The following is a 13,366-nucleotide window of genomic DNA, read 5'->3' as shown; positions in this document are numbered from 1 at the left end:
CAAGTGTCTCTGGTTACGACGTAAAGAAACATAAATCGATAATATTTATGTTTCTTTACTAGTGAAGCGTCTAAGCAAATCCCTGATAGGATTTGGCGTTAGTTGCTTAGACTACTTTGCAATCAAGTAATTAAAAGATTACGACATGAACCAAATCAAATCGATATTATTTGGTTAGATGAATTAGTAAAGCGTTTAGACAAGTGTCTCTAGTTACGACGTCATGGTCTCTAAATCGATTATATTTAGAGACCATGACTAGTGAAGCAGTTAGCTAGTCCGCATATAAGCGGCTAGCGTCTAACAATTAGGAACTTTAGTTCCAATAATTTTAAGATTACGACGTTTTAGAACATAAATCGATCATATTTATGTCCTAAAACTAGTGAAGCGCCTAGCCAAATACCTGATAGGCTTTGGCGTTAGTTACTTAGATTGCTTAACAATCAAGTAATTAAAAGATTACGACATGAACCAAACCAAATCGATATTATTTAGTTTGGTGAATTAGTAAAGTGTTTAGGCAAGTATCTCTGGTTACGACGTCATGGTCTCTAAATCGATTATATTTAGAGACTATGACTAGTGAAGCAGTTAGCTAGTCCGCATATACGCGGCTAGCGTCTAACAATTAGGAACTTTAGTTCCAATAGCTTTAAGATTACGACGTTCTGGAACATAAATCGATAATATTTATGTTCCAGAACTAGTGAAGCGCCTAGCCAAATCCCTGATAGGATTTGGCGTTAGTTACTTAGATTGCTTTGCAATCAAGTAACTTTGGCGATTTACATCTTCTCTGGCGCTTCTACCCCAAGCAAGCGAAGGGATTCTTTGAGAACGACTGCGGTTGCGTAGCTAAGGGCTAGACGGCTGTCGCGTTCTGGACTTTCATCCAAGATGCGCGTATGTGCATAGTATTTGTTGAAGGCTTGAGCCAGACTAATTGCAAATTTAGCAATGATAGAAGGTTCAAAGTTATCCGCCGCACGGTTGATAATACGTGGGAAATCTTGGATGAGTTTGATGATTTCCCAGCTTTCAGCATCATTCAAGCTATAGTTGCCAGCTGTTTCTGGTTTGAAATCCGCTTTGCGTAAGATCGATTGGATACGAGCGTAGGCGTATTGAACATAAGGTCCAGTTTCACCCTCGAAGGATACCATAGCTTCTAGGTCGAAGTCGTATCCATTTGTACGGTCGGTTTTGAGGTCATAAAATTTAATGGCTCCAACCCCAACAGCATGTGCTACCTGATCTTTATTTTCCAATTCAGGATTTTTTGCTTCGATTTGGGCTTTGGCACGGCTAACAGCCTCTGCAACAGTAGGCTCTAGCAAGATGACATTCCCTTTACGAGTAGAGAGTTTCTTCCCTTCTTTTGTAACCAAACCAAAAGGAACGTGGGTAATGTCGTCACTCCAATCGTAACCCATCTCTTGCAAGACAGCTTTGAGTTGTTTAAAGTGGGCAGATTGCTCTTGACCAACGACATAGATAGATTTAGCAAATTGGTATTCGTTTTTACGGTAAAGGGCTGCAGCCAAGTCACGTGTGATATAGAGAGTTGCACCATCAGATTTCTTGATAAGGGCTGGATGTTCAATTCCATATTTCTCAAGATTGACAACTTGGGCACCTTCTGATTCAACAAGTAGTCCTTTTTCAGAAAGAATGTCTACAACTGCATCCATCTTATCGTTGTAGAAGGCTTCTCCATTGTAGCTGTCAAATTCGACTTGCAATTCATTGTAAAGGCGGTTAAATTCCACTAAACTTTCATCACGGAACCATTGCCAAAGAGCGAGAGCTTCCTCGTCTCCATTTTCAAGCTTACGGAACCATTCGCGTGCTTCTTCATCCAAGCTAGGGTCATTTTCAGCCTCAGCATTGATGCGGACATAGAGTTTAAGAAGTTCATCAATTGGATGAGCTTTTACAGCTTCTTCGTCGCCCCATTTTTTGTAGGCTACAATCAGCATTCCAAACTGTTTACCCCAGTCTCCCAAGTGGTTGATCTTGACCGTTTGATAACCGATTTTTTGGAAGATATGTGATAAGCTATCTCCGATGACAGTTGAGCGCAGGTGACCAATAGAGAATGGTTTAGCGATATTGGGACTAGACATATCGATAACAACATTTTCTTGTTTGCCAATAGTTTGATCAGCATAGTGTTCTTTTTCAGTGATAACAGCTTGCAATACTTGAGCAGAAATGGCAGATTTATCAAGGAAAAAGTTGACGTAAGGTCCTGTTGCAACAACCTTTTCAAAGGCTTGGCTGTTAATTTTTTCAGCCAGTTCAGCCGCAATCATTTGAGGTGCTTTACGTTCGACTTTTGCAAGAGAAAAAGCAGGGAAAGCAATGTCTCCCATTTCTGAGTTTTTAGGGGTTTCCAGTAAATTTAAAATAGCCTCTTGGTCCAGGCTATCAATGACGCTAGCCAATTCGCTAGCAATCAATTCTTTTGTATTCATTAAGAGCTCCTTTTTGGACTTTTCTACTATTTTATCACAATTTTAAAGAAAGAAGAAAAAATTTTTGAAATCTCCTATTTTTTTGGTATAATATAGTTATAAAAATAGTTATAAATATTCACATAAGAGGATTTTATGAGAAAAAGAGATCGTCATCAGTTAATAAAAAAAATGATTACTGAGGAGAAATTAAGTACACAAAAAGAAATTCAAGATCGGTTGGAGGCACACAATGTTTGTGTGACGCAGACAACCCTGTCTCGTGATTTGCGCGAAATCGGCTTGACCAAGGTCAAGAAAAATGATATGGTGTATTATGTACTAGCAAATGAGACAGAAAAGATTGATTTGGTGGAATTTTTGTCTCATCATTTAGAAGGTGTTGCAAGAGCAGAGTTTACCTTGGTGCTTCATACCAAACTGGGAGAAGCTTCTGTTTTGGCAAATATTGTAGATGCAAACAAGGATGAATGGATTTTAGGAACAGTTGCTGGTGCCAATACCTTATTGGTCATTTGTCGAGACCAGCACGTTGCCAAACTCATGGAAGATCGTTTGCTAGATTTGATGAAAGATAAGTAAGGTCTTGAGAGTTGCTCTCAAGACTTATTTTTGACAAGGAGAGACGGACAATGGCGACAGAAAAGCTATCACCTGGCATGCAACAGTATGTGGAGATTAAAAAGCAATATCCAGATGCGTTTTTGCTCTTTCGGATGGGTGATTTTTATGAATTATTTTATGAGGATGCGGTCAATGCTGCGCAGATTCTGGAAATTTCCTTAACGAGTCGCAACAAGAATGCCGACAATCCGATTCCTATGGCGGGTGTCCCCTATCATTCTGCCCAACAGTATATCGATGTCTTGATTGAGCAGGGCTATAAGGTGGCTATCGCAGAGCAGATGGAAGATCCTAAACAAGCGGTTGGGGTTGTGAAACGAGAAGTTGTTCAGGTTATTACGCCAGGGACAGTGGTCGATAGCAGTAAGCTGGACAGTCAGAATAATTTTTTGGTTGCCATAGACCGTGCTGGCAATCAATTTGGCCTAGCTTATATGGACCTGGTGACGGGTGACTTTTATGTGACAGGTCTTTTGGATTTCACGCTGGTTTGTGGGGAAATCCGTAATCTCAAGGCGCGCGAAGTGGTGCTGGGCTATGACTTGTCTGAGGAGGAAGAACAAATCCTCAGTCGTCAGATGAATCTGGTACTTTCCTATGAAAAAGAAGGCTTTGAAGACCTTCATTTACTGGATTCACGACTGGCAGCTGTGGAGCAAGCGGCATCTAGTAAATTGCTCCAGTATGTTCATCGGACTCAGATGAGGGAATTGAACCACCTCAAGCCTGTTATCCGCTATGAAATCAAAGATTTCTTGCAGATGGATTATGCGACCAAGGCTAGTCTGGATTTGGTTGAGAATGCTCGTTCGGGCAAGAAGCAAGGCAGCCTTTTCTGGCTTTTGGATGAAACCAAAACAGCTATGGGTATGCGGCTCTTGCGTTCTTGGATTCATCGCCCCTTGATTGATAAGGAACGAATTATCCAACGTCAAGAAGTGGTGCAGGTCTTTCTCGGCCATTTCTTTGAGCGCAGTGATTTGACAGACAGTCTCAAGGGTGTTTATGACATTGAGCGCTTGGCTAGTCGTGTTTCTTTTGGCAAGACCAACCCAAAGGATCTCTTGCAGTTGGCGGCCACCTTATCTAGTGTGCCACGGATTCGTGCGATTTTAGAAGGGATGGAGCAACCTGCTCTAGCCTATCTCATCGCACAACTGGATGGAATTCCTGAGTTGGAGAGTTTGATTAGCGCAGCGATTGCTCCTGAAGCTCCTCATGTGATTACAGATGGGGGAATTATCCGAACTGGATTTGATGAGACTTTAGACAAGTACCGTCGCGTTCTCAGAGAAGGGACTGGTTGGATTGCTGAGATTGAGGCTAAGGAACGCGAAAACTCTGGTATCAGTACGCTTAAGATTGACTACAATAAAAAGGATGGTTACTATTTCCATGTGACCAATTCTCAACTGGGAAATGTGCCTGCTCACTTTTTCCGCAAGGCAACGCTGAAAAACTCAGAACGTTTTGGGACTGAGGAATTGGCCCGTATCGAAGGCGACATGCTGGAGGCGCGTGAGAAGTCAGCCAACCTAGAGTATGAAATCTTTATGCGTATCCGTGAGGAAGTTAACAAGTATATCCAGCGTTTACAGGCTCTAGCTCAAGGAATTGCGACCGTTGATGTCTTGCAAAGTCTGGCGGTTGTAGCTGAAACCCAGCATTTGATTCGACCTGAATTCGGAGATGATTCGCGAATTGATATCCAGAAAGGACGCCATGCTGTCGTTGAAAAGGTTATGGGGGCTCAGACCTATATTCCCAATACGATTCAGATGGCAGAAGATACCAGTATTCAACTGATTACAGGACCCAACATGAGCGGGAAGTCAACCTACATGCGTCAGTTAGCCATGACGGCGATAATGGCCCAGTTGGGCTCTTATGTGCCAGCAGAAAGCGCCCATTTACCTATTTTTGATGCTATCTTTACCCGTATCGGAGCAGCCGATGATTTGGTTTCAGGCCAATCAACCTTCATGGTGGAGATGATGGAGGCCAACAATGCCATTTCGCATGCAACAAAGAATTCCTTGATTCTTTTTGATGAGTTAGGTCGTGGAACTGCAACTTATGACGGGATGGCTCTTGCCCAGTCCATCATCGAATACATCCATGAACATATCGGAGCCAAGACCCTCTTTGCGACCCACTACCATGAGTTGACTAGTCTGGAGTCTAGTTTACAACACTTGGTTAATGTCCACGTGGCAACCTTGGAGCAGGATGGGCAGGTCACCTTCCTTCACAAGATTGAACCAGGGCCAGCTGATAAATCCTATGGTATCCATGTTGCCAAGATTGCTGGTTTACCGGCTGATCTTTTAGCGAGAGCGGATAAGATTTTAACGCAACTGGAGAGTCAGGGGCAAGAAAGTCCTGCTCCTATGAAACAAACAAGTACTGTCTCAGAACAAATTTCACTCTTTGATACGACTGAAGAACATCCTATCCTAGCAGAATTAGCTAAACTGGATGTTTACAATATGACACCTATGCAGGCTATGAATGTCTTGGTCGAGTTAAAACAGAAACTATAAAGAGAAAATTACTAGTCATTCTAGCTGTATCAAGGAGACTTCTTTGACAATCCCCCACTTTTTTGCTAGAATAACATCACACAAACAGAATGAGAAGGAGCTGACACATTGTCGCTCCCTTTTGTCTATTTTTTAAGGAGAAAGTATGCTGATTCAGAAAATAAAAACCTACAAGTGGCAGGCCTTGACTTCGCTTCTGATGACAGGCTTGATGGTTGCTAGTTCACTTCTGCAACCGCGTTATCTGCAGGAAGTCTTAGACGCCCTCCTTGCTGGAAAATATGAAGCTATTTATAGTATCGGGGCTTGGTTGATTGGTGTGGCCGTAGTCGGTCTGGTTGCTGGTGGTCTCAATGTTGTCCTTGCAGCCTATATTGCCCAAGGAGTTTCATCTGACCTTCGGGAGGATGCCTTCCGTAAAATCCAAACCTTTTCTTATGCTAATATTGAACAATTTAATGCGGGAAATCTAGTCGTTCGCATGACAAATGACATCAACCAGATTCAGAACGTGGTCATGATGACCTTCCAGATTCTTTTCAGACTTCCCCTCTTGTTCATCGGTTCCTTTATCCTGGCGGTTCAAACCCTACCTTCTCTGTGGTGGGTAATTGTTCTCATGGTAATCTTAATTTTTGGCTTGACTGCCGTCATGATGGGAATGATGGGGCCTCGTTTTGCCAAGTTTCAAACCCTTCTTGAACGCATCAATGCCATTGCCAAGGAAAATCTGCGTGGCGTTCGTGTGGTCAAGTCCTTTGTCCAAGAAAAAGAGCAGTTTGCTAAGTTTACGGAAGTTTCAGACGAGCTTCTCGGTCAAAATCTTTACATCGGTTATGCTTTTTCAGTAGTGGAACCTTTCATGATGTTGGTCGGTTATGGGGCGGTATTCCTCTCTATTTGGCTAGTTGCAGGGATGGTTCAGTCGGATCCATCAGTTGTTGGCTCTATTGCTTCCTTTGTTAATTACCTGAGCCAGATTATCTTTACCATTGTTATGGTTGGATTTTTAGGGAATTCTGTCAGCCGTGCCATGATTTCTATGCGTCGTATTCGAGAAATTCTTGACGCAGAGCCAGCTATGACCTTCAAGGATGTGCCAGATGAAGAGTTGGTCGGAAGTCTTAGCTTTGAAAATGTAACCTTTACCTATCCAATGGATAAGGAACCGATGCTGAAAGATGTGAGCTTTACTATTGAATCTGGTCAAATGGTTGGTGTCGTTGGAGCGACTGGTGCAGGGAAGTCAACCTTGGCTCAATTGATTCCACGTCTCTTTGATCCGCAAGAAGGCTCTATTAAAATCGGTGGCAAGGATATTCGAGAAGTGAGTGAAGGAACCCTGCGTAAAACAGTGTCTATCGTTCTCCAACGTGCCATTCTCTTCAGTGGAACGATTGCAGATAACTTGAGACAGGGTAAGGGAGATGCTACTCTATTTGAAATGGAACGCGCAGCTAGTATTGCCCAGGCTAGTGAATTCATTCATCGTATGGAGAAAACCTTTGAAAGTCCAGTTGAGGAACGAGGAACCAACTTCTCAGGTGGACAAAAACAAAGGATGTCGATTGCGCGTGGGATTGTCAGCAATCCACGTATTCTGATTTTTGACGATTCGACCTCGGCCTTGGATGCTAAGTCAGAGCGCCTGGTTCAAGAAGCCTTGAATAAGGACTTGAAGGGAACAACAACCATTATCATCGCGCAAAAGATTAGCTCGGTTGTTCATGCAGATAAAATCTTGGTTCTAGATCAAGGACGATTGATTGGTCAAGGGACGCATGCAGACTTGGTTGCCAACAATGCTGTTTACCGTGAAATCTACGAAACACAGAAAGGAAAGGAGGAGTAAAATGAAGACAGTTCAATTTTTTTGGAATTATTTTAAAGTTTATAAGCTATCATTTGTAGTTGTTATCCTGATGATTGTTCTGGCGACTCTTGCCCAAGCTCTCTTTCCGGTCTTTTCTGGACAAGCAGTGACGCAACTAGTTAATTTAGTCCAAGCTTATCAAGATGGCAATCCAGAACTTGTTTGGCAAAGCCTATCAGGAATCATGGTCAATCTTGGTCTGCTGGTTTTGGTTTTATTTATTTCTAGTGTCATATACATGTGTCTCATGACGCGCGTGATTGCAGAATCGACCAACGAGATGCGCAAAGGTCTCTTTGGTAAGCTTGCTCAGTTGACGGTTTCTTTCTTTGACCGTCGACAAGATGGCGATATCCTGTCTCATTTTACCAGTGATTTGGATAATATCCTCCAAGCCTTTAACGAAAGCTTGATTCAGGTCATGAGCAATATTGTTTTATACATTGGTCTGATTCTTGTCATGTTTTCGAGAAATGTGACGCTGGCTCTTATCACCATTGCCAGCACCCCATTGGCTTTCCTTATGCTGATTTTCATCGTGAAAATGGCACGCAAATACACCAATCTCCAGCAGAAAGAGGTAGGGAAGCTCAACGCCTATATGGATGAGAGTATCTCAGGCCAAAAAGCCGTGATTGTGCAAGGAATTCAAGAGGATATGATGGCAGGATTTCTTGAACAAAATGAGCGCGTACGCAAGGCAACCTTTAAAGGAAGGATGTTCTCAGGAATTCTGTTCCCTGTCATGAATGGGATGAGTCTGGTTAATACAGCCGTCGTTATCTTTGCTGGTTCGGCCGTTCTATTAAACGATAAGACTATTGAAACAAGTACAGCCCTAGGTTTGATTGTGATGTTTGCCCAATTTTCACAACAGTACTACCAGCCTATTATTCAAGTTGCAGCTAGTTGGGGAAGTCTTCAGTTGGCCTTTACAGGGGCTGAACGGATACAGGAAATGTTTGATGCAGAGGAAGAAATCCGACCTGAAAAGGCTCCAATCTTCACTCAGTTGCAAGAAGGTGTTGAAATCAGTCATATCGATTTTTCATACTTGCCTGATAAACCTATTTTGAAAGATGTCAACATTTCTGCCCCTAAAGGCCAGATGACTGCAGTTGTTGGGCCAACGGGTTCAGGGAAAACCACTATTATGAACCTCATCAATCGCTTTTATGATGTTGATGCTGGCGGTATTTATTTTGATGATAAAGACATTCGTGACTATGATTTAGATAGTCTTAGAAGTAAAGTGGGAATTGTCTTGCAAGATTCCGTTCTTTTTAGCGGAACCATTCGAGACAATATCCGTTTCGGTGTGCCAGATGCCAGTCAGGAAATGGTTGAGTCAGCAGCCAAAGCAAGCCACATTCACGACTATATCGAAAGTTTGCCTGATAAGTACGATACTCTTATTGATGATGAGCAGAGTATCTTCTCGACAGGGCAGAAGCAATTGATTTCCATTGCTCGAACCCTGATGACAGATCCAGAAGTTCTCATTCTCGATGAAGGCACTTCAAACGTAGATACGGTGACAGAAAGCAAGATTCAGCATGCCATGGAGGCAGTTGTAGCAGGCAAAACCAGTTTCGTTATTGCCCACCGCTTGAAAACTATTCTCAATGCTGATCAGATTATTGTCCTTAAAGATGGAGAGGTCATTGAACGTGGTAACCACCATGAACTCTTGAAGCTAGGTGGATTCTACTCAGAACTCTATCACAATCAATTTGTTTTTGAATAAGAAAGAAGTTGTCCTATGGGGCAGCTTTTTCTTGTCCATAAAAAATTTTTATCACAGTCTTAAAAAAAACATATTAGACGAAAGACGCTTTGAGTGATATGATAGGACTATCGTTATACTCAATGAAAATCAAAGAGTAAACTAGGAAGCTAGCCGTAGGTTGCTCAAAGCACTGCTTTGAGGTTGTAGATAGAACTGACGAAGTCAGTAACATATATACGGTAAGGCGATGCTGACGTGGTTTGAAGAGATTTTCGAAGAGTATTAATATTCGAAAGGAGAGACATCATGCCTAGAACCGTTGTAGGAGTTGCTGCAAATCTATGTCCCGTAGACACAGAAGGCAAAAACATTCATTCATCTGTATCTTGTAGATTCGCAGAGAGCATTCGTCAAGTCGGTGGTCTCCCTCTAGTCATTCCTGTTGGTGATGAGTCAGTTGTACGCGATTATGTAGAAATGATTGACAAATTGATTTTGACAGGAGGCCAAAATGTTCATCCTCAGTTTTATGGAGAGAAAAAGACCATCGAGAGCGATGATTATAATCTGGTCCGTGATGAATTTGAATTGGCACTCTTGAAAGAAGCACTCCGTCAGAATAAACCAATTATGGCAATCTGTCGCGGTGTTCAACTTGTCAATGTTGCCTTTGGTGGAACCCTCAATCAAGAAATCGAAGGTCACTGGCAAGGACTACCTTTCGGAACATCTCACTCTATTGAGACAGTGGAAGGAAGCGTGGTTGCCAAGCTATTTGGAAAAGAAAGTCAGGTCAATTCCGTCCATCGTCAGAGTATCAAAGAATTGGCATCTAATTTCCGTGTAACTGCTATTGATCCGAGAGATCAAACCATTGAAGCGATTGAATCTATCGACGAACACCGCATTATCGGTTTGCAGTGGCATCCAGAGTTTCTGGTTAATGAAGAAGATGGTAATTTAGAATTATTTGAGTATTTATTGAATGAACTGTAACGACTGGAACATCTAGTCGTTCTTTCTTTTATTTTTTCAAAATTTTTGGAATGTGACATTTTTACGCAAACGTTTGAATTCTGATAAAAATTGGAGAAATTCGACAAAAAAGCTTGAAAAAAACGAAGGTAAGCGTTATGATAGAAAAGAAGAAATATTGGAGGAATAACATGTCACATATTAAATTTGATTATTCAAAAGTTTTAGACAAATTTGTTGCACCACATGAAGTGGAATACATGCAAGCACAAGTAACAGCAGCAGATGAATTGATCCGTAAAGGAACTGGTGCTGGTAGCGACTTCTTGGGATGGTTGGACCTTCCTGAAAACTACGACCGCGAAGAATTTAACCGCATCTTGAAAGCTGCTGAGCAAATCAAATCAGACAGCGATGTTTTGGTTGTGATCGGTATCGGTGGATCTTACCTTGGTGCCAAAGCAGCAATCGATTTCTTGAACCACCACTTTGCTAACTTGCAAACAAAAGAAGAACGTAAAGCTCCACAAATCCTTTACGCTGGAAACTCAATCTCATCTACTTACCTTGCTGACTTGGTAGAGTATGTTGCAGACAAAGACTTCTCAGTAAACGTGATTTCTAAATCAGGTACAACAACTGAACCAGCGATCGCTTTCCGTGTCTTCAAAGAACTCTTGGTTAAGAAATACGGTCAAGAAGAAGCCAACAAACGTATCTATGCAACAACTGACCGCCAAAAAGGTGCTGTTAAGGTTGAAGCAGATGCTAACGGTTGGGAAACATTTGTTGTTCCAGATGACATAGGTGGACGCTTCTCAGTCTTGACAGCTGTTGGTTTGCTTCCAATCGCAGCATCAGGAGCTGACATCAAAGCCCTTATGGAAGGTGCGAATGCAGCTCGCAAGGACTACACTTCAGATAAAATCTCTGAAAACGAAGCTTACCAATACGCAGCAGTTCGTAACATCCTTTACCGTAAAGGCTATGCAACTGAGATCTTGGTAAACTATGAGCCATCACTTCAATACTTCTCAGAATGGTGGAAACAATTGGCTGGTGAATCAGAAGGAAAAGACCAAAAAGGTATCTACCCAACTTCAGCCAACTTCTCAACTGACTTGCACTCATTGGGTCAATTTATCCAAGAAGGAACTCGTATCATGTTTGAAACAGTAGTCCGTGTTGACAAACCTCGCAAGAACGTGATTATCCCTAGCTTGGAAGAAGACCTTGATGGACTTGGTTACCTTCAAGGAAAAGACGTTGACTTTGTAAACAAAAAAGCGACTGACGGTGTTCTTCTTGCCCACACAGATGGTGACGTACCAAACATGTACGTGACTCTTCCAGAGCAAGATGCTTTCACTCTTGGTTACACAATCTACTTCTTCGAATTGGCTATCGCTCTTTCAGGTTACTTGAATGCTATCAACCCATTTGACCAACCAGGTGTTGAAGCTTACAAACGTAACATGTTTGCCCTTCTTGGAAAACCAGGATTTGAAGAATTGAGCAAAGAACTTAACGCACGTCTATAATAGAAGAAAAGAGTGGTTTGTCCACTCTTTTTACTCTCTTTATTCATAGAAATTGGACTCAGCCAAGACTTGTGATATAATATAGAGAGCAAAAAGGCAGACGCCTAGAGACTTTATAGGAGAAACTATGTCAAAAGATATCCGCGTACGTTACGCACCAAGTCCAACAGGACTACTACACATCGGGAATGCCCGTACAGCATTGTTTAATTACTTGTATGCGCGCCATCATGGTGGAACATTTCTCATTCGTATCGAAGATACTGACCGTAAACGCCATGTCGAGGATGGTGAACGTTCACAACTTGAAAACCTTCGCTGGTTAGGCATGGATTGGGATGAAAGTCCAGAATCACATGAGAATTATCGCCAGTCTGAGCGTTTGGACTTGTATCAAAAATACATTGACCAACTATTAGCTGAAGGAAAAGCCTATAAATCTTACGTTACAGAAGAAGAGTTGGCAGCTGAACGCGAACGCCAAGAAGTAGCTGGCGAAACACCACGCTACATCAATGAATACCTTGGTATGAGTGAAGAAGAAAAAGCAGCTTATATCGCAGAACGTGAAGCAGCAGGAATTATCCCAACGGTTCGTTTGGCGGTCAATGAGTCAGGTATCTACAAGTGGCATGATATGGTCAAAGGTGATATCGAATTTGAAGGTGGCAATATCGGTGGTGACTGGGTTATCCAAAAGAAAGACGGTTACCCAACATACAACTTTGCTGTTGTCATCGATGACCACGATATGCAAATCTCTCATGTTATCCGTGGAGATGACCATATTGCTAATACACCAAAACAGCTTATGGTTTATGAAGCGCTTGGTTGGGAAGCTCCAGAGTTCGGTCACATGACCTTAATCATCAACTCTGAGACTGGTAAGAAGTTATCTAAACGTGATACTAATACACTTCAATTTATCGAGGATTACCGAAAGAAAGGTTACCTTCCAGAAGCAGTTTTTAACTTTATTGCTCTTCTTGGTTGGAACCCAGGTGGCGAAGATGAGATTTTCTCTCGTGAAGAATTGATTAAACTTTTCGATGAAAACCGCCTCAGCAAGTCTCCAGCAGCCTTTGACCAGAAAAAACTAGACTGGATGAGCAATGATTATATCAAGAATGCAGACCTAGAAACTATCTTTGAAATGGCAAAACCATTCCTAGAAGAAGCAGGTCGATTGACTGACAAGGCTGAAAAATTAGTTGAGCTCTATAAACCACAAATGAAATCAGTAGATGAGATTATCCCATTGACAGACCTCTTCTTCTCAGACTTCCCAGAATTAACTGAGGCTGAGAAAGAAGTCATGGCAGGTGAAACAGTCCCAACAGTTCTTGAAGCCTTCAAAGCAAAACTCGAAGTGATGACAGATGATGAATTCGTGACAGAGAATATCTTCCCACAAATTAAAGCAGTCCAAAAGGAAACAGGTATTAAAGGGAAAAATCTTTTCATGCCTATTCGTATCGCAGTTTCAGGTGAAATGCATGGACCAGAATTACCAGATACAATTTTCTTGCTTGGACGTGAAAAATCAATCCAGCATATCGAAAATATGTTAAAGGAAATCTCTAAGTAAGAAGGGTACAATA

General features: G+C 41.9%; 8 protein-coding genes. 7 read left to right on the top strand and 1 reads right to left on the bottom strand.

The genetic code is table 11. The features are described from left to right. Positions 1–788 precede the first annotated feature (788 nt). Positions 789–2,480 carry an arginine--tRNA ligase gene (gene argS, locus HT678_RS07560; RefSeq protein WP_101514613.1) on the bottom strand — a complete coding sequence of 564 codons (1,692 nt, stop codon included), beginning with the start codon at positions 2,478–2,480 and terminating at the stop codon, positions 789–791. A 135-nt stretch (positions 2,481–2,615) separates the two neighbouring features. Here argS and argR point away from each other — a divergent pair, with 135 nt between their 5' ends. The 7 genes from argR to gltX all read left to right on the top strand — a co-directional run bounded on the left by argR (position 2,616) and on the right by gltX (position 13,353). Continuing rightward, positions 2,616–3,062 carry an arginine repressor gene (gene argR, locus HT678_RS07555; protein ID WP_023939905.1) on the top strand — a complete coding sequence of 149 codons (447 nt, stop codon included), beginning with the start codon at positions 2,616–2,618 and terminating at the stop codon, positions 3,060–3,062. A 50-nt stretch (positions 3,063–3,112) separates the two neighbouring features. After that, positions 3,113–5,647, top strand: a complete 2,535-nt coding sequence (mutS, locus tag HT678_RS07550) for a DNA mismatch repair protein MutS (RefSeq protein WP_101514614.1) — start codon at positions 3,113–3,115, stop codon at positions 5,645–5,647. A gap of 145 nt (positions 5,648–5,792) precedes the next feature. Continuing rightward, on the top strand, positions 5,793–7,499 hold the full coding sequence (gene patA, locus HT678_RS07545; protein ID WP_101514615.1) for a multidrug efflux ABC transporter subunit PatA: 1,707 nt from the start codon (positions 5,793–5,795) through the stop codon (positions 7,497–7,499). Between the two features lies 1 nt (position 7,500). Further along, complete coding sequence (patB, locus tag HT678_RS07540) at positions 7,501–9,267, top strand: multidrug efflux ABC transporter subunit PatB (RefSeq protein WP_054393129.1); 1,767 nt, start codon at positions 7,501–7,503, stop codon at positions 9,265–9,267. A gap of 288 nt (positions 9,268–9,555) precedes the next feature. Beyond that, the gene (locus HT678_RS07535) at positions 9,556–10,245 is read left to right on the top strand and encodes a gamma-glutamyl-gamma-aminobutyrate hydrolase family protein (RefSeq protein ID WP_023934053.1); all 690 of its coding nucleotides are present in this window, start codon (positions 9,556–9,558) and stop codon (positions 10,243–10,245) included. Positions 10,246–10,415: 170 nt separating this feature from the next. Beyond that, positions 10,416–11,765, top strand: coding sequence for a glucose-6-phosphate isomerase (locus tag HT678_RS07530; RefSeq protein WP_100104285.1), 1,350 nt, complete (start codon positions 10,416–10,418; stop codon positions 11,763–11,765). Positions 11,766–11,892: 127 nt separating this feature from the next. Beyond that, positions 11,893–13,353: a glutamate--tRNA ligase gene (gene gltX / locus HT678_RS07525; RefSeq protein WP_100104832.1), complete on the top strand. Its 1,461-nt coding sequence runs from the start codon at positions 11,893–11,895 to the stop codon at positions 13,351–13,353. The last annotated feature ends 13 nt before the right edge of the window (positions 13,354–13,366 follow it).

Source organism: Streptococcus sp. 3167 (assembly GCF_013277175.1).
Lineage (GTDB): Bacteria > Bacillota > Bacilli > Lactobacillales > Streptococcaceae > Streptococcus > Streptococcus pseudopneumoniae.
This window is presented reverse-complemented; position numbering and strand designations above follow the sequence as displayed.